Annotated in this window: 14 protein-coding genes; 6 read left to right on the top strand and 8 right to left on the bottom strand. The window is 34.2% G+C overall.

Annotated features, from left to right (window positions below; translation table 11 throughout):
* Positions 1-4: 4 nt before the first annotated feature.
* Genes DZ858_RS14255 through DZ858_RS14265 form a run of 3 tightly spaced genes read right to left on the bottom strand, consistent with a single transcriptional unit; the run spans position 5 to position 4,747 of the window.
* Positions 5-1,228 (bottom strand): DUF4249 domain-containing protein, encoded by a 1,224-nt coding sequence (locus DZ858_RS14255; RefSeq protein WP_117160327.1) that lies wholly within the window; start codon positions 1,226-1,228, stop codon positions 5-7.
* A 10-nt stretch (positions 1,229-1,238) separates the two neighbouring features.
* Entirely contained in the window at positions 1,239-3,983 is a 2,745-nt protein-coding gene (locus DZ858_RS14260; protein ID WP_117160328.1) for a TonB-dependent receptor domain-containing protein, read from the bottom strand.
* Between the two features lie 35 nt (positions 3,984-4,018).
* Entirely contained in the window at positions 4,019-4,747 is a 729-nt protein-coding gene (locus DZ858_RS14265) for a hypothetical protein (RefSeq protein WP_117160329.1), read from the bottom strand.
* A 202-nt stretch (positions 4,748-4,949) separates the two neighbouring features.
* Between DZ858_RS14265 and DZ858_RS14270 the strand changes: the two genes are divergently transcribed.
* The 4 genes from DZ858_RS14270 to DZ858_RS14285 all read left to right on the top strand — a co-directional run bounded on the left by DZ858_RS14270 (position 4,950) and on the right by DZ858_RS14285 (position 9,627).
* Positions 4,950-6,182: a geranylgeranyl reductase family protein gene (locus DZ858_RS14270; RefSeq protein WP_117160330.1), complete on the top strand. Its 1,233-nt coding sequence runs from the start codon at positions 4,950-4,952 to the stop codon at positions 6,180-6,182.
* A gap of 18 nt (positions 6,183-6,200) precedes the next feature.
* The gene (locus DZ858_RS14275) at positions 6,201-6,677 is read left to right on the top strand and encodes a hypothetical protein (RefSeq protein WP_117160331.1); all 477 of its coding nucleotides are present in this window, start codon (positions 6,201-6,203) and stop codon (positions 6,675-6,677) included.
* A gap of 9 nt (positions 6,678-6,686) precedes the next feature.
* Positions 6,687-7,028, top strand: coding sequence for an arsenate reductase (glutaredoxin) (gene arsC, locus DZ858_RS14280; RefSeq protein WP_117160332.1), 342 nt, complete (start codon positions 6,687-6,689; stop codon positions 7,026-7,028).
* Between the two features lie 85 nt (positions 7,029-7,113).
* A complete protein-coding gene (locus DZ858_RS14285; protein WP_117160333.1) occupies positions 7,114-9,627 on the top strand; it encodes an outer membrane beta-barrel protein in 2,514 nt (837 codons plus the stop codon).
* Between the two features lie 70 nt (positions 9,628-9,697).
* Here DZ858_RS14285 and DZ858_RS15220 read toward each other — a convergent pair whose 3' ends face one another.
* A complete protein-coding gene (locus DZ858_RS15220; RefSeq protein ID WP_168926326.1) occupies positions 9,698-9,871 on the bottom strand; it encodes a hypothetical protein in 174 nt (57 codons plus the stop codon).
* Positions 9,872-10,038: 167 nt separating this feature from the next.
* On the opposite strand from DZ858_RS15220, the gene fumC reads away from it, so the two are divergent.
* On the top strand, positions 10,039-11,433 hold the full coding sequence (gene fumC, locus DZ858_RS14290; RefSeq protein ID WP_117160334.1) for a class II fumarate hydratase: 1,395 nt from the start codon (positions 10,039-10,041) through the stop codon (positions 11,431-11,433).
* 144 nt (positions 11,434-11,577) lie between these two features.
* Positions 11,578-12,891, top strand: coding sequence for a 7TM-DISM domain-containing protein (locus DZ858_RS14295; protein ID WP_117160335.1), 1,314 nt, complete (start codon positions 11,578-11,580; stop codon positions 12,889-12,891).
* Between the two features lie 48 nt (positions 12,892-12,939).
* Here DZ858_RS14295 and ccsA read toward each other — a convergent pair whose 3' ends face one another.
* The 4 genes from ccsA to DZ858_RS14315 all read right to left on the bottom strand — a co-directional run bounded on the left by ccsA (position 12,940) and on the right by DZ858_RS14315 (position 17,952).
* On the bottom strand, positions 12,940-16,122 hold the full coding sequence (gene ccsA, locus DZ858_RS14300) for a cytochrome c biogenesis protein CcsA (protein WP_117160336.1): 3,183 nt from the start codon (positions 16,120-16,122) through the stop codon (positions 12,940-12,942).
* 73 nt (positions 16,123-16,195) lie between these two features.
* Positions 16,196-16,594 carry a group III truncated hemoglobin gene (locus DZ858_RS14305; RefSeq protein ID WP_117160337.1) on the bottom strand — a complete coding sequence of 133 codons (399 nt, stop codon included), beginning with the start codon at positions 16,592-16,594 and terminating at the stop codon, positions 16,196-16,198.
* Between the two features lie 26 nt (positions 16,595-16,620).
* Positions 16,621-17,646 carry a hypothetical protein gene (locus DZ858_RS14310; RefSeq protein ID WP_117160338.1) on the bottom strand — a complete coding sequence of 342 codons (1,026 nt, stop codon included), beginning with the start codon at positions 17,644-17,646 and terminating at the stop codon, positions 16,621-16,623.
* 18 nt (positions 17,647-17,664) lie between these two features.
* A complete protein-coding gene (locus tag DZ858_RS14315) occupies positions 17,665-17,952 on the bottom strand; it encodes a hypothetical protein (protein ID WP_117160453.1) in 288 nt (95 codons plus the stop codon).
* Between the last annotated feature and the right edge of the window lie 48 nt (positions 17,953-18,000).

Raw genomic sequence — 18,000 nt, forward strand, 5'->3', positions numbered from 1 at the left:
TAAATTACTCCTCCCAAAATTCTGGAACTACGTTAGAACCAAATACAGTACAATCAACACACGGTTTTTGAGCTATGAAATATGGGCCAAAACCTATATCTGGGTTTCCTGGTCCTGTTGCCTCTAAAACAAATTTTATAAGTCCACTCTCCACTTGATTTACTAAAAGTGGTAACTCTGGTCTTGTAAGGCGACAATCATCTACAAAAGTTCCCGGAGATTCATCTTCGGCAAATAAATCTGAATAATTAAAAAACATTCTTTGTGAAGACACAGAAGCTACATTGAAAATTCCGATCACCTTTTCCGTATCACTTTCTAAAGAAAAAATATTTCCTTCAATAAACCCTGGTTGAACTTGAGAAAAGAGACTTTCTGATTCTGAAAAACTCTTTAATTTTTCATAAAACCGATATGTATCTCTTGAAATAGAATTTTGTTTTACCAAAATACTATAACGCTGTGAAATAATTGGATTTATACGTTTAATGAACCGTACTTCATATCGAGATAAACGGTCTTGAGCTAGTAAGTTAGTCGATGCTAATAAAATTGATTTTGACTGTTGAGTAGCATAACATACTTCTTCTTCTCGTGTTTTAGGCACAAGTTCAACTTCTGGAGGATTAAAACTAATAACCTCTATATCTTTTGAACCTCTAAGAGGTGATACTATTTTATAGGTTTCTTCATACTCAAAACGATAATAAGTTTCTTGTTCATTTGGGTTGTAACTATCAACAAAAATTGAAACACCAACTTCACCACTTTCGTTGGTTTCCCGTTCAACATATAAATCATCTATTTGAGTAGTACTTTCTAAAGCCACAGGGCTTGAACTATAGCTTCTGCCATTGGCTGTTATTATGGACAGCTGATAGTCACGATCGGGCTGAGCAGAAAAGGTAGTGCTTGATTGGTAAACACCTGGTATATCGGTTTCTTCAAAAGAATATTGATTTCCCATAGAATCGGTTACCGATACTGTAGCATTGGCTTCGGCCGAAGGCCCATCTTCTTCAAACTGAAATGTACGGCTCAAAGTAATTGTCTGTAGTTTTGTTTCATTGGTAATGGTAGCTTCTACAACAAGAGCACTTTCAAAAGTTTCGGTTTCAAAATCTATTTCTTCTACACATCCATAGAGAAAAACAGCCGTTAGAAACACTAAAACCATTGTAATACTCTTCAACTTCAAATTTTTATCTCGTAATCCTGTCTTCATCATAAATTAAAAATTAAAACTTAAAGTTATATGTTATTGTGGGTACCGGAATGGAAAAAATAGAGCTTTGATACGCTTTTATTTCTCCATTATCTGTTACAAAAAAGACAGAATATGGATTGTTACGCCCTAATACATTATAAACCGAAATATTCCAAAAACTATGTGCTAGTTTATCTAATTTATGGTTTCCTTCAAAATTAATGCTTAAATCTAACCGATAATAATCTGGTATTCTAAATTCATTTCGGTCACTATACAGTACAAATTCAGAGTTATTTATCACATAACTACCTACGGGATACGTAATAGGACGTCCCGTTTGATATACAAAGTTGGCAGAAAGACTAAAACGCTCCGTTAATTTATAATTGGCAACTACGCTTATATCGTGTGGTTTGTCATAATTTGAAGGGAAAAAATCACCATTATTTATTCGTTCTTCCTTAAACTCGCTATCTAATTTAAGAAAAGAACGGGAGTAACTATAACTTAACCAACCATTTAACTTCCCTGTTTTTTTTTTGACCAAGAATTCGAGTCCGTAGGCTTTTCCATCACCTTGTAATAACTCTGTTTCTACATTTTCGTTTAGTAAAAGCTGGGCACCTGTTTTAAAGTCTAAAATATTTTTAGACGTTTTATAGTATCCTTCTAGGCTTACTTCGTATTTATTGGAGTCAAAATTATGATAAAAACCTAAACCATATTGGTTGGCTCTTTGTGGTTCAATATTTAAATCAGAAAGCTTCCAAGTATCCGTAGGTGATATGGTTGTATTATTTGACAAGGTATGAATATACTGTATGGTATTATTAAAACTCGCTTTTACCGAAAACTCTGGATTAAAAGAATACCGTGCAGAAACACGTCCCTCCAGCCCTCCATAAGTTTCAATGGTTTCATTATTATTGTAACTAAGTGTATCGGTTACCGTGGCATCACTTAACGGAACACCTTCCAAATAACTTCGTTGTGTAGCCTCCCCAAGTGCCGCAAAAGTTGAATACCTAATACCAGCATTAAGCTCTATTTTTTCATTTACTGTAAAGTTATCTGACAAAAAAACAGCGCTCTCCAACCCTCTTTCCTTAGGTATTTTTAAGGGATCTACAATAGAACTATTTTGTGAAGGTTGTATCTCGCCGGGTTGTACATTGTATAGTTTTGTAGAAATACCATAATCTAATGTGTGTTTATTGTTCAATTTTGAATCAAATCTTAATTTTAATTGGGTTTCGTTAATGCTGTAGCCTAGATCAAAATCGGTATCTGTTGGGCCGTCGTATTCAATATCGTATTTATACTCACTATTTAACAATAATAAACTTCCCTTGTTCTCCTCATTAAACCTATGATTCCATTGTAAAGAAACCAAGCGGTTGCTATATCCAAACAGCGAATCTGAAGTAATGCTATATCGATCCTTACTGTAATATCCTGTAGCTTTTATTTCGTTATTTTCATTTATTTGATGGTTGTATTTTATAATGGCATCATAAAAAGAAGCTTCGCTATTCTTTAAAGATTCTTCATCGAGCGATTTTAAAATCCAATCTGAATAGGTTGCCCGAACTCCAGCCATAATTCCAGCTTTATCTTTAACAATAGGAGTTTCTAGTGTTAAGTTAGCTGTAACTGGACCAATGGACCCTTCGCCTGAAAATTTTTCTGTATTGGCATCGCGGGTAGAAATATCAAAAACTGAAGAAAGCCTTCCACCATATTCAGCGGGGATGCTTCCTTTATAGATATCTACATTTCCGGAAGTAAACGGATTTATAGAAGAAAATATTCCGAAAAAATGAGAAGGATTGTAAATAACACCTTCATCTAAAAGAATTAGGTTTTGATCTGCTTTTCCACCTCTAACATTATACCCTGTTGCTCCTTCCCCAGCATTTGATATACCTGGAAGTGTGGTTGCTACTTTTAGAATATCACGTTCGCCTAACACCAATGGAATATTCTTAATTACTTTTACATCGATGGTTTCTGCACCAGTTTCTGCTTTTGTAACATTGTTATCTGCTTCGTTTTCTAAAAAAACTTCCCCAAGCATTTCATAATCTTCATTTAGTGCCATATCGAGTCTACCATCATTATAGATAATCACTCTTTTTTGTACATCTTCAATACCAATTAATTTGGTCTCTAACATATTAACACCCGGACGTAATGAAATAGAATAAAAACCATCATCAGTTGTAGTGGTTCCAGTATTACTTCCTTGCACTAAAATAGCAAGATCTGCAATGGGTTTTCCCGATAATGAATTGGTTACATATCCGCTTAAAGTATACTTATTACGAGAGTCGCCTTGGTTTTCTTTACCAATGCGTACCGTTTCTACTGGTGTACTTTTCTTTGGTTTTTCTTGATTATAAAAAATTGGAGAATAGTCTTCAACTACCTCCTTTTCAACTACAATCGTGTCTTTCTCTTCTTTCGGAAAAAATCCTTCGGGAAGCTTGTCGTAAACCAAACTGTTTTGGGTAAGTATAATTCGCTTGTCGTTTGTGATATAATAGTTTAAAACCGTTTTGTCCAACAGTCCATTCAACAAAGTATCCATTGTTACATTGTCAAAATTTCCACTTACTGTTTTACCATCAAGCCAATTTTCTAGGTAGAAAAAATGATAATCTGTTTGATTCTCGATAGTGCTTAGCGCTTCTTTTAATGAAGTATTATTAAATGAAACTGACACCGTACTAGAATCTTGTGCTACACTAACTTGTACAAAGAAAAGTAGCATTAAAAAGATACTGAATTTAATCTGGACTTTATATATTATTGTTTTGATAGCAATGTATTTATTTGTTTAGCATAAGCAAGAATAACAGCATCTGGGTTATCTCTTTTTACTGAACCATCTATCCCAATGGAGTTGATTTCTTCTTTAAATTCTGGAAACAATTGGATAAAATCCCGTTTATTTTTAACAGAATAATATTTGTCTTGATAATGAAGAAAATAATAGGGCTTTATTGGTTTAAATTGATAACTAAGCTTTTTTCTCTTGATCCGTTTTAGCCTTTTTTTCCTATGTTTTTTTAAAACAGTAAGTTGAGCGGTTTGTAACATCTTTTCATAAAAGCCAGAAAACTCATCACCACTTTCAGTAGTCTTATTTACTATTTTAACAAACGCTCTATTTGTAATACTAAAGGAATTTATCAGTTCTTTAAAGGGCTGTAAAATTGTAGTTCCGTTCTCACCTTTTAATTGTAATAGTACTTCATCATTAAAAACATCATACTTTAAAGTAATGTCGTAGTAAGTTTGCCCATCATATTCAATACTTCCAGACTGAAAACCATTATTATATAAGAATTTTTTAAATGTACCCTTAGCTTTTTCTACATCAATATATGCTACGCCATTGTATAGTCCTGTGTTCTCTAAACCTATGGTTTTATCAAACCAATTATATTGTTTTTCAGTGTCTAAATCTTGTGCAGTGACATATAGGTTGGGTATTAAAATTAATACTAAAAGCCACAGTTTGTAACAATTCATAGGCACTAAATTACCCAAAGTTTTATTAAATAGAAGGTTAATTTTTATAAAATATATGATGAAAATGTTTAAAATGATATAAGGTTCTGAAAAACAATTAGGTTTACATATTATATAGTTACTAATTCAAAAAAGAGTTGAAAAGTAAAACAACCCGTTTTTTCTTTTTTATACATTGTACTTTATTTTAGTTTTTCCATCTATGAAAAAATCTAGATTATTTGATGTAGTAATAGTAGGTGCTGGTCCTTCCGGATGCACTTGTGCCTATCAGTTAGCAGAGAGCGGCTTGAGTGTTGCTGTTATTGAAAAAGACGTTTTTCCACGTGATAAAGTTTGTGGTGATGCTTTAAGTGCCGATGTAATAAACCAGTTTTACCGGATGGATAATACTATAGCTGAAGCATTTTTGAAACGAAACCCAAAGAAAGTGTCAAACGGAGTTCGGTTTTTTGCTCCAAATTATAAAAGTTTAGATATTCCCTTTACAAACCCAAAACATAAAGACGCTGCAGGTTTTGTGATGAAACGGTTAGACTTTGATTCTTTTTTTGCTGAACAGATTAAGGGTTTGTCCAACATCGAATTTATTGAAAATCAAAAGGTCAAAGCCATTGATACTAAAGAAGATTCGGTTTTTATTGAAACCTCCCTATCAACTTTTCAAACAAAACTAATTATTGGTGCAGATGGTGCAAACTCTATTGTTAACAGGAAGCTTAATAACAACAAATTAAATAAAAAGCACCATAGCGGAGGCTTACGTCAATATTTTGAAAATGTAACAGGGCTAGATGATACTGGGTTTATCGAACTTCATTTTTATAAAGAAATTCTTCCTGGCTATTTTTGGGTGTTCCCTTTGCCCGGTAACAAAGCCAACGTTGGCTTGGGAATACTTTCTAGCGAAATAAGCAAGCAAAATATAAACTTAAAAGAAAAATTCACTCACCTAATAAACAATCATCCCAACTTAAAAGACCGTTTTAAAAAAGCTAAACCCTTGGAAACCATTAAGGGTTTTGGCCTCCCATTAGGCTCCAAAAAGAAACCACTTTCCGGCAATCGTTTTTTGTTGTTAGGTGATGCCGCAAATCTGATTGATCCATTTACGGGCGAAGGAATTGGCAACGCCATTCGCAGTGGCCGTTTTGCTGCTACTCATATTAAAGAGGCTTTTAAAACAAATCGTTTTGATGCTGATTTCAACAAAAAATACGACATCAAAATATACCAAGCTATGTGGAACGAACTTCGGGTGAGCAAATCACTCCAAAATCTTTTAAAATATCCTTGGCTTTTCAATTTCTTGGTAAAAAAAGCCAATAAAAATAAATCGGTGCAACTTTTATTAACTTCGATGCTTGACGATGTGGATCTTAAAAAAGAACTGGTAAAACCAAGTTTTTATGTGAAGCTCCTTTTCAATTTTTAATATGTATATTCCCCTTATATGAAACCAGCAACCGTAGCTCAACTTAAAAAAGAACTGAAATTCCGCTCTTCAGATGAATTAGAAGAACTCTGCCTTCGTTTGGCTAAATTCAAAAAAGAAAATAAAGAGCTCCTCACCTATTTACTGTTTCAATCTCACGATGAAGAGGCTTATATTAAAAGTGTAAAACAAGTTATTAACGACGGTTTTTCAACTATAAACACAAATAGCTATTATTACATGAAGAAAACCGTTCGGAAAGTGTTAAGGATGGTCAAAAAATACATTCGGTATTCAAAGAAAAAAGAAACCGAAGTAGAACTGCTTTTGTATTTTTGTGAACAGTTGAAAGATTTGAGGCCTTCAATAAAAAGAAATAAAACATTGACAAATTTATATGAACGGCAATTAACATTGGCCAAAAAACGAATAGCAGAGCTGCACGAAGACCTGCAGCACGATTTTACTTTGGAAATTGAAGAATTAAACTTATAAAAAAATACTATGACAACCATTTACCACAATCCCAGATGCAGCAAATCCCGCCAGACGCTTCAGTTATTAGAGGATAAAAAAGAAGAGCTGGATATTGTAAAGTATTTGGAACAACCACCTACAAAAGCAGAATTAAAAAGGATTCTGGAGTTATTGAACATCAAACCCATTGCATTGGTTCGTAAAAACGAACAAATTTGGAAAGACAATTTTAAAGGAAAGGAAGTGTCTCAAGATGAAATTATCGATGCGATGATAAAAAACCCCAAATTAATAGAACGCCCTATAGTCGTAAAAGGCAACAAAGCCACTATTGGCAGACCTCCAGAGAATGTTTTAACTATATTATAATTGAAGGTTTTTTATTTAACAGAATTTTAGGAAAAAGAGACTAAACCCACACGTATTTTCGCAGTCAAACCCCGTAAAACCGACTATGAAACTATACTCTCTTGTACTTGCGCTACTTTGCAGTACATTTTTATTAGCCCAAAACAAAAAACCTGAATCTGTAACCGTTAGTGGAAAAATTATAGAAGAAGGTTCTAATATCCCTTTAGAATATGCAACCGTTTCTTTTACTGATGCACAGGGAAAAGTTGCCAATGGAGGAATTACAGACACGAAAGGTATGTACTCCCTTAAAGTTCCGCCAGGGGTTTATACAGTTAAATATGAATTTATTTCCTATGAAACTAAAGAAGTCCCAAATAAACAACTAACAAAAGACACTACACTTCCAACTGTTGCCTTAGCATTAGATACTGAAAGCTTAGACGAAGTCGTTATCCGTGCCGAAACGACCGAGGTACAAGTAAGGTTAGATAAAAAAATATATAATATAGGTAAAGACCTTACCACAAGTGGAGCAACCGTAAGTGATGCCTTAAACAATGTTCCATCCGTAAATGTTGATGTGGAAGGTGCCATTAGCTTACGAGGAAATGAAAATGTTCGTATTTTAATAAACGGAAAACCCTCTGCTATTGCAGGTTTTGGCTCAACTGATGCGTTACGTCAACTTCCTGCCGAAGCTATTGAACGTGTAGAGGTTATTACATCACCATCTGCTAGGTATGACGCCGAAGGTACCGCAGGGATTCTAAATATTATTCTGAAGAAAGAAAAAACACTTGGTCTAAACGGTTCTATTACTGCAAATATAGGTGTTCCAACAAGTAGTGGTATCTCTGGAAATATAAATCTTAGAACAGACAATTTTAATATCTTTAATACAACTAGTGTTCGATATCGCGATGCGCCTGGTAATGCCTTTTTTGACAACCAGTACTTTCCCACTACGTTTACAGATCCAGAAACAGGAGAAGAAATAACAACAGATCCAACTTTCGATCGTGTTATTGAAGATAGAGACTATGATCGTTTAAACAGAGGATTTAATACCAACTTAGGTATAGAATATTTTTTAACAGATCGTTCCTCAATAACAGCTAGCGGGTTTCTTCGTTTGGGTGATGATGAAGATCTAACTACTAATAATGCAAGGAAATTTAGTGATGGTACCCTTCAAGAAACCACCATTCGCGAAGAGCTGGAAACTGAAGAAGATGTAAGTTACCAACTTTCATTAAACTATGTTAACGATTTTAATGATGAAGGTCACAAACTTACTGCAGATTTTCAATATGAAAACGATGAAGAAGAAGAGCGTTCTTTTATTACAGAAAGACGCTTGTTACCATCTGCACTTGATTTTCCTTCCGAAGATATTTTAAATAAAGAAACGCAGAACGAATATCTTATCCAGGCAGACTATGTGTTGCCAATTGGCGAAAATGCGCAATTTGAAGCCGGATATCGTGGTAATTTTGAAAATGAAGTAACTGATTACACTTTAAATCAAGAAAATGTGAATGGCGTTTTTGTTCGTAATGATACCCTTTCAAATATTTTTGATTATAGTGAAAATGTCAACGCGGTTTATACACAGTACGGAAACAAGTTTGGGAAGTTTTCTTTCCTGTTGGGGTTACGTCTTGAAAACACACAACTAAAAGGTGAAATACAATCAAGCCTTGATGAAGATGCCTTTTCTGAAGCCTTGGGAGTTGATATTGACACTAACTTCGATAAAAACTATTTAGGCCTCTTCCCTACCGTAAATTTAATTTACGAATTGGCTGAACGCGAAAATATTACTTTAGGATACAATAGAAGGATTAACCGTCCACGAGGATGGTTTATCAATCCATTCCCCTCACGTTCTAGTGTTACCAATGTATTTCAAGGAAATCCAGATCTAGATCCTGCCTACGCAAGCGCGTTCGATTTAGGATATTTAAAACGATGGGATAAATTAACGCTTACTTCTTCCATTTACTATCAACATGAAACGGATTCGTTTGAACGCATTCAAGAACAAACTGGACAGGTTATAAATGGTGTAAACGTAGTGCGGACTATCCCAATTAACCTTTCAACTAATGAGCGCTACGGTTTTGAAGCTGGTATACTTTACAACCCCTTAAAATGGTTACGCCTTAACGGAAGTTTTAACTATTTTACTTTTAAAAGCGATGGTAGCTTTAATGGTGTGGAATATGGAACTGAAAACAACAGCTGGTTTGCCCGAGCAAGCGCAAAAGTAAGTCTTCCTTGGAAAATTGATTGGCAGACTAATGGTTTTTATCGAGGACCAAGAAACAATGCACAAACAGAATCTGAAGGAATTTTATCTATAAATTTAGCCTTCAGTAAAGATATAATGGACGATAACGGAACTATTGGTTTAAATGTTAGTGATTTATTGAACTCTCGTAAACGAAATTCATTGACCGTTACCGATTCTTTTATTAGTGAGAGTGAGTTTCAATGGCGTCAACGCAGTGTAAACCTATCGTTCACCTATCGATTCAATCAGAAAAAACAGCGTCAACGTTCAGATCGTGGTGGTAATGGTGATGATGAAGGCGGTGACTTTGAAGGATAAAATATTTAGTATATATAGAAAAAAAAAGGAAGCCAAATGGCTTCCTTTTTTAATATTGTACGTATAAAACTTAAGCTTCTTCTCTTTCGTTCTTTTTTGCTTCGCGCTTTAGTTTCCAGTTTTCATATAATGAACCCCCAATCCAATACGGAAGGATAGCCATTAAAAAAATCATTAACCAAAACCCGATAGTTAATATAGTTAGAAAAGCTAAAAAGCCTAAATATTGATTGAAGTCGAACATGATAAATCGTGATTTTTATTTAATGCATCAAAGATAGTAGGATTTTTTCAAAAAAAACAATAAAAAGAAGCTATTTATTCACACATAATTAACGACCTATCCTTGAGTAAAGCCCTTGATTTAACTAACTTTGCGTAGTTTCTTAAAAAATTAAATTTCAACCTATTATGGATTACAGAATAGAAAAAGATACGATGGGAGAAGTAAAAGTCCCTGTCGATAAATTGTGGGGTGCCCAAACAGAACGCTCTCGAAACAACTTTAAAATTGGCAAACCAGCCTCTATGCCACTTGAAATTGTATATGGATTTGCATACTTGAAGAAAGCAGCAGCTTATACCAATTCTGAATTAGGTGTTCTTTCTGAAGAAAAAAGAGATTTGATAGCCAAAGTTTGTGATGAAATTTTAGCTGGTAAGCATGATGATCAATTTCCATTAGTAATCTGGCAAACAGGAAGTGGTACCCAAAGCAATATGAATGTAAATGAGGTGATTGCAAATCGCGCGCATCAAATTGCAGGAAATAAAATTGGAGAAGGTGACAAAACCTTACAACCCAATGACGATGTAAATAAATCGCAATCGTCAAACGACACATTCCCAACCGGAATGCACATTGCTGCTTATAAAAAACTAATTGATGTTACCATCCCTGGCATAGAACAGCTATATAAAACACTTCAATATAAATCGAAAGAATTTAAAGATGTTGTAAAAATTGGTCGTACCCATTTAATGGATGCCACTCCCCTAACCTTGGGGCAAGAATTTAGTGGATATGCTTCTCAATTGGAACACGGCTTAAAAGCGTTAAAAAACACATTACCACACCTTTCTGAACTAGCGTTAGGAGGAACCGCTGTAGGTACTGGATTAAACACGCCTGATGGTTATGCAGGAAAAGTGGCAGATTATATTGCAAAATTCACCGAACTTCCATTTATAACTGCTGAAAACAAATTTGAAGCATTAGCAGCACATGATGCCCTTGTAGAATCACACGGAGCATTAAAGCAACTAGCTGTTTCATTAAATAAAATAGCAAATGATATAAGAATGCTTGCAAGTGGTCCTCGAAGTGGTATTGGAGAAATCATTATTCCAGCAAACGAGCCAGGTTCTTCTATAATGCCTGGAAAAGTAAATCCCACTCAATGTGAAGCATTAACCATGGTTTGTGCCCAAGTTATGGGTAACGACGTCGCTGTAACTGTTGGAGGCATGCAAGGTCAATATGAATTGAATGTATTTAAACCTGTAATGGCAGCTAATTTATTACACTCTGCTGAATTGTTAGGTGATGCTTGTGTTTCGTTTGAGGAACATTGCGCTAACGGAATTGAAGCCAATACAGAAGTTATTGAAAGACAATTAAACAATTCCTTAATGTTAGTTACAGCACTTAATACCAAAATAGGTTATTATAAAGCTGCGGAAATAGCTAATACTGCCCACCAAAATGGAACAACTTTAAAAGAAGAAGCCGTTAACTTAGGATATGTTACCGCTGAAGAATTTGATAAGTGGGTACGTCCTGAAGATATGGTTGGAAAAAAATAATAGTGAAAAATCATTTTTTTAAGAGAGCTGTATGTATTTACAGCTCTTTTTTTATTTGTTAAAATATCGATTAAATGCAAAAAATATAGTTTAAATGTAATTTTTACGTATATTTCCCTACCCAAATTATGTAAACCTACTTTAATGAGACAGCAATTTACCCCCCTTATATTGTGTCTTTTTTTATCACTGATTCTAGTTTATCAAGCAAACGGAAACAGTTTTGAAAAAGCTAACTTTAAAGATGAAACCCTTGTAAAAGCAGCGGTTTCACAAAAATATCAGCATCCTGAACACGTAACGGAGTACAACAAAAAAACTATACAAAAACAAACAGATGTCACAACAAAGTCTGATGTAGTTTTTAATGAAGCTCAAGTATCCTTTAAAACAGATAATTCTATAGTTACAGAATTTTCCCACAGTTTTAAAGAGCTTTCTGCAGCTAAATCACATCCCATTTCAGCAAAAATATTGACAAATACTTTTCAGTATTCTGAAAACCCCAAGACCCTATTTTATCAAGGTCTCTTTTATGGTTTTATTTTAGTGCTATTTTTACTCAATGGTACGTGTTACCTTCTTTTTGAAGAGAAGCTTTTTCTTTATTTTACGGGCACTCTTGCATTGATGGCTGCTGTTTTATTCTATAATGATGGGCTATTGAATTTAGCCGGTGTTAATTTGATGGTTGAATCGTGGTTAATCCAATCTACCCTGCTTTTTGGAGCCGTTGGTTTAGCAGCTTTATTTTCATATAAATATTTAGATATCAAAGGTTTTTTTCCAAAGCTAAAAGGATTTACAATTGCACTTTTAGGTGTTTCGTTTGTACTCCTCGTATCGGCTTGGATATCAAAGAACGAATTGCTTTCATCCATTTCAAATACGGTTTTATACACCGTATTAATTGGTTACTTTATTGCCGGAATGTTTCTTTTCAGTAAGAAGAATTATGCAAAATTTTATGTTATTGCTTCTTGTATTCCATTACTGTTTTCAATAGACTTTTTTGTCTTTCAGAGTTTTGATATAACGTTTCTTTACACTGAAACCATCCATATTAAAATAGCAGTTGTTTTGGAAATGCTCCTATTAACCTTTGGTATAACATACAGAATGAAAGCTATAAAAGAAGAAATTGAATTAAGACAAACAGAGATGCGAATTTTTATAAAAAGAAAAGAAATGATGAACAGAGAGAATATTACCAACTTAATGAAGGATGAATATCTTGAAAACTTGATTATGCAATATGATCTTGATGGATTGGAAATTAAGTTGCTTCAATATATTTCAGAAGGAGTAGAAAACCCAAAAATAGCCCGAAAATTAAAAATGACCGAGGCAAATGTGGAAGAACTCACAAATGATCTGTATATGAAGTTAGAAATTAGAGAACAAATTAAAGAAGACCACAGAATGGTAGATGAACAGCCAGATTATATCTACAATTAAACTCCCAAACTATATAATTAAGTTATAAAAAAGGATAGGTTTAAAAACCTATCCTTTTTTTATTTTATAATGTTTTTTATAACTAAAATAAGAAACAACGCTTAGTATTACGAAAAATGCAATTACATAATAAATAAACGTAGGAGTTACAGGAACATCACCACTAGCGTAAGAATGTAACCCTGTAAGGTAAAAGTTCACTCCAAAATACGTCATCATAATTGTGGCATACGAGAAAATAGCTAACACATTAAACAACCAACGCCCCCGTAGCCCAGGTACCAAACGGGCGTGAATTACAAAAGCATAGACCATAATACTAATTAATGCCCATGTTTCTTTAGGGTCCCAACCCCAATAACGACCCCAACTTTCATTGGCCCATTGTCCTCCTAAAAAGTTGCCAATGGTTAACAGCACTAAACCAACAGTTAAAGCCATTTCAGTAATTACTGTAATTTCTTTGATGTTGATATCCATTTTCTTTTTATTCTTTTTGTTGGTCAAGATCATAAGCAGCAAGGCTGTAGCCCCTAAGATCATCCCCAACGTAAAAGGTCCATAACTCGCTACAATAACCGCAACGTGTATCATTAGCCAATAACTGTCTAATACAGGTACTAAGGTAGAAATAGCTGGATCTAACCAGTTTTGGTGTGCCACCCACAAAATAATAGAAGCTACAAAAGCTGTAGAGGCAATGGTAAGGTCACTTTTTCTACCAAAAGCTAATCCAAAGAAAACAGTTGCCCAAGCAATGTATATAATCGACTCGTAGGCATCACTCCAAGGCGCATGACCACTAATATACCAACGGCCTATTAACCCTAAGGTCATAAATATAAAGAACGCCCAAATAATATATTTACAAATTTTAATAAGCGAATTGATAGTCTTTCCTTCCCTGAAAATTTGTACAATGATAAAGACAAACATAAAAGCTCCCATCAACAAGAAGTACTTATACAGTCTGTTGAATATATCAACCTTGTTGTACGCAATTTCAGCAGTAATCTTGGTGTCAGTTGGCATTACTTCGCTTCCGTATTTATGCTGAAATTTATTAATACCGTCTAACACCTGCTCGGCTTGTGAATAGTCTCCAGTTTTTCTAGCTTGTTTTAGCGTTTTAAAATAAACAGGTAATATACTTTTTGTAATTACAGAGTCGGTGCCTGTAAAGTTTGCTTCCTGAAGTTCTGGATAGGAAACCCATTTGTTATTTTCATCATTTGGTAGTGGAAATATCTTTAAAATGGTTCCGCTCAATGCACGGTTCAGTAAAAACGTTTTTTCATATATTTTTATGAAATCTTTTTCAAACTGATTCGGATTAGTTTTACTGGTTGCCTCTTCTATATATGGCGCTATTTTACTGTTTCCGTTTTCGTCAAATAAATCTATTAAAGAAACTTCACTCGTTTCTTCTGAAACACCAATCACTCTTTTAATACTATCGTTTCGCCAGTCTAATTTCAGTAAAGGTGTTTCTAACCATAATCTAGGAAACTCTGTCATGGATAAAAATACCTGATTGGCATCTAAACCATGATAACCATCATCTTTACTTATTTTACGTAATAATTGGCTGGCAAAGGTTTGTACGGGCTTCATCCGGCCATTATCTTGTATAACCAATCTCGCAAATTTAGCTGCGTGCTCTTTACTTACCGCATTCGTTTTAATCACTGAATCTAATTGCTCAACCGAGGATTCTTGGTGTAAGTGAGTAGTTGCATTAGGAGATTGTTGTGCAAGTCCTGATACCGAAACAAGTAACATAGCCAACATGGTCATATTGGCTTTCTTCTTCTTAATTTTATTAAGCGTACGCTCTAAAGCTCCAAAGCGTGTGTTCTTATCAAATAGTATTGCCATTAAACCTAGGTATAATAAAAAGTAACCGATATAAGTAACCCAAGTTCCCCAGAAATCATGATTTACCGATAAAATGGTTCCACCTTCGTCGGGGTCGAAACCAGATTGGAAAAAACGATATCCTTTATGATCAAGCACGTGATTCATATAAATTCTATAATCCATGGTAGTACCATCCTCTTTGTTTACCGTTACTTTACTTTCAAAAGATTTATAGCTTTTTTCGGTACCAGGATACTTATCAGCAATAAAGTCGTTTAAAGTAATACTAAATGGAAGTTCATATGTTTTCGCACCATATGTAAGGTATACTTTTAAGCCTCCTACTTCAACTAGTTTAGGGTTTGGTGCATTTCCTTTTCCTCCTAATAACTCAACTGTTTTGGTTTCTCCATTTGAGGTAACATCAAGAATTAATGCGTCTTTATTTGTTTGTTCTTCATTTCCAGCATTAACCACTCCTTGACGGCCTGTCGTCATAGGGTCTGGAATTACAAATGACATTCCTGCCATTTGGTATAACGAGCGTAGCATAAGTGGTTGTACACTATCTTTTGCAACAGCACCTTGTTTTTGGTCTGCCATACGCATATAGGTACCTTCAAAAGGAGATGAAATATCATAACTTCCATCTTCGTTATAGGTGATATTAATAGCACCTTCAGTAGGTTTATTAACAGCAAAAAGGACATTGTGAATATTCTCCACCTCGCCTACTTCTAACCAATGGTCATGGCGATTACCGTCTCCAGCTTCAACTATTTTTAAAAATTGACTACCATCTTCAGTTTCTATTAGTCCTTCTTTGGCATTTTTAATGAAGTTTTTGTATTCAATTGTTACCGGCTGATTGTTGTAGTCGGTTTCAATAGTAAAATCATTATCTAAGCGTTCTGATAATCGAAGTTTTTCAGGCGTTAATTTTCTACGTTGTACAACCCCATCAATTTCATAATCACCGTCAATAAATGTGTTTAGATAGGTGTGTTCTGAAAGTAATACGTTTTCGGTTTCTCCCTCCCGAATATGAAGCACACCTTCATACCCAATATATCGTGTTATAAACGCACCAATAATGATCAATATAAAAGAGAGGTGTAAAACTAGAGTTGCCCACATTTTTTTGGTGTTTAGCCTATAACGAGCCATATTACCAAGAAAGTTAATTACAAAAATCCCCATAATAGCCTCAAACCACCAGGCGTTGTAGATTAACTCCCTACTATACGGTGTTGGTGACGTTTCCATAGATGCATCTAAAAAAGTGCCAATTCCCATGGCAACAGCAAAAACAATAAATAATACGGCGGTGAGTCTGGTAGAAAAAAGGACTGAAGCTATTCTTTTAATCATTATAGCGAATTTTGGCGCAAAAATAAGTATTTCAAGCCATATTTTCTACTGAAATCTGTTAATGAATTTCAGTTTATTTTCCCTTTGTTGTTCGGGCTTCAAATATTTTTAGATGAATAAAGGTTCCCATATTTCGGGCTCTGTTTTTTGCCAATTGGGCCACTTCCCCAACAAACAGATTGTCAATGGTTTGAAACCATAAATTTAGCCAAACACCAAAATGCATTCCATTTATGGTTCCTTTTTGCTGCTTATCTACCTCCACGTGTTTAGTTAAGGGGTTTCCTGTGTACTTCTTTTTAAAAAACAAGTTGCTCTCCCAAAAATCGGTCAGTTTTTCCAAATGCTCGTCCCAATCGGTAATCACCGAGTTGAAGATAGGTCCTAATAATTCATCTGCACGTACAGAATCATAAAAGGTAATTACCAATTTATTTACGTCTTCTCTATTTTTTATTTCGGTTTTTGTCATAGTTAATCCTCTGCGGGGTCTATTTATCAATTATAATAGTCTTTTAAGGCTTTATTAATTCGGTCTTGAAATTCAATTTTATCATCAACATATAACGCTAAAACCTTATATTTTCTTTGAACTCCGTATAGTCCAATTAACATGTTTTCTTCTTTTAATCGAATTATGACATTGTGAGATTCCAATGCTCCTAAAACCGATAACTTACGTGTTTCTTTATTTGTCTCAATATCTTTTGATGAAAGTGTAACCGAATCAATGTTTTTTAAATCAATAGTTGTCTCGGTCATAATTCCATATCGAAGAAAAAGTTTGTTGTTTTCAATAGATATTGGCCTTTTCAACATTGATTTCAAAAATCCAAAAATCTGAATACCTGAATAAATACTTAAAATAGTAAAAATTAAAGCGGCTGTATTACTCCATTTAGCTAGTAAAACATGAACCGTAACAGTTTCGATTGCCACGATGCCAACAATCGCTATTAATAATGGTATTGTGCCACTGTTTTTGTGGTACGAAAATTCATTGTTTTTTAATTTTCTTTTCTTCCAATAAATGAATCCGTAATAGAACACTGCAATTTCAGTAACTACGGGAATTACAACAGCTTTAGGAAGTATTTCATAACAAGTATTCTTTAAAGTTGAGTAAAAGTCAAATGTTTTGGTTTTCTTTAATTTATAGTGTTTTATTCCTTTTCTAACTTTATAGATTACAAATAATAATACTGATAGCTCTACCACTGGAAACACCCAAGTTTTAAATAGATTGAGATAGTGTTGATTTTCAGCAGGAAGTATCAAGAAGCTAATTACAACACCAACAATCAAAAAAGGAAGAACCGTTGTTTTTGGAATACTTGTTTTCCGGATAAGTAAGAAATAGATTAGTGGAACAGTCAATAATAAGTCAAATGTAATTCCTATAGATAAACTACTGGAGTTTGCATTAAAAACCGATGATTTAGCAAGAAGAACCATCATCCCAATGATGCATAATGGTATTCCAAATATAATTACAAGTTTCCTTAGGTTTAATGCTTTATCCATTGGTTTTACTTTAGCGAATTACAACAAGTTTATAAAGATAAGCAACGTATTTACAACTAAACTAATACCAAGTAGTCTAAATGAAAGCTTATATGAAGCTTGAGCCAACAACGCAGCGTTATATCCCATACATAGCGATACACAAAGCAATAACTCTATAAATGAAAGCATAGAAGTTCCTTGGGCTAAGATGAGCATGGCAGCAATAGAGCCTATACAGCTTTGAAGGATAATGGTCAACGGAACACACGCATAGTAGTTCTCTTTAAACTCGGCCAACAAACTTTTTTCTGAAATGGTTTTCATAACTTTGGGTTTTAAGTTCACAAACAAAAGTACCTCAGCAGATATCCA

The sequence above is a fragment of the Marixanthomonas ophiurae genome (assembly GCF_003413745.1).
In the GTDB taxonomy this organism is placed as follows: Bacteria; Bacteroidota; Bacteroidia; order Flavobacteriales; family Flavobacteriaceae; genus Marixanthomonas; species Marixanthomonas ophiurae.

Coding starts and splice junctions, on each gene's coding strand:
- DZ858_RS14255 (WP_117160327.1), bottom strand. CDS start 1,228: ATGATGAAGACAGGATTACGAGATAAAAATTTGAAGTTGAAGAGTATT.
- DZ858_RS14260 (WP_117160328.1), bottom strand. CDS start 3,983: ATGCTACTTTTCTTTGTACAAGTTAGTGTAGCACAAGATTCTAGTACG.
- DZ858_RS14265 (WP_117160329.1), bottom strand. CDS start 4,747: ATGAATTGTTACAAACTGTGGCTTTTAGTATTAATTTTAATACCCAAC.
- DZ858_RS14270 (WP_117160330.1), top strand. CDS start 4,950: ATGAAAAAATCTAGATTATTTGATGTAGTAATAGTAGGTGCTGGTCCT.
- DZ858_RS14275 (WP_117160331.1), top strand. CDS start 6,201: ATGAAACCAGCAACCGTAGCTCAACTTAAAAAAGAACTGAAATTCCGC.
- arsC (WP_117160332.1), top strand. CDS start 6,687: ATGACAACCATTTACCACAATCCCAGATGCAGCAAATCCCGCCAGACG.
- DZ858_RS14285 (WP_117160333.1), top strand. CDS start 7,114: ATGAAACTATACTCTCTTGTACTTGCGCTACTTTGCAGTACATTTTTA.
- DZ858_RS15220 (WP_168926326.1), bottom strand. CDS start 9,871: ATGTTCGACTTCAATCAATATTTAGGCTTTTTAGCTTTTCTAACTATA.
- fumC (WP_117160334.1), top strand. CDS start 10,039: ATGGATTACAGAATAGAAAAAGATACGATGGGAGAAGTAAAAGTCCCT.
- DZ858_RS14295 (WP_117160335.1), top strand. CDS start 11,578: ATGAGACAGCAATTTACCCCCCTTATATTGTGTCTTTTTTTATCACTG.
- ccsA (WP_117160336.1), bottom strand. CDS start 16,122: ATGATTAAAAGAATAGCTTCAGTCCTTTTTTCTACCAGACTCACCGCC.
- DZ858_RS14305 (WP_117160337.1), bottom strand. CDS start 16,594: ATGACAAAAACCGAAATAAAAAATAGAGAAGACGTAAATAAATTGGTA.
- DZ858_RS14310 (WP_117160338.1), bottom strand. CDS start 17,646: ATGGATAAAGCATTAAACCTAAGGAAACTTGTAATTATATTTGGAATA.
- DZ858_RS14315 (WP_117160453.1), bottom strand. CDS start 17,952: ATGAAAACCATTTCAGAAAAAAGTTTGTTGGCCGAGTTTAAAGAGAAC.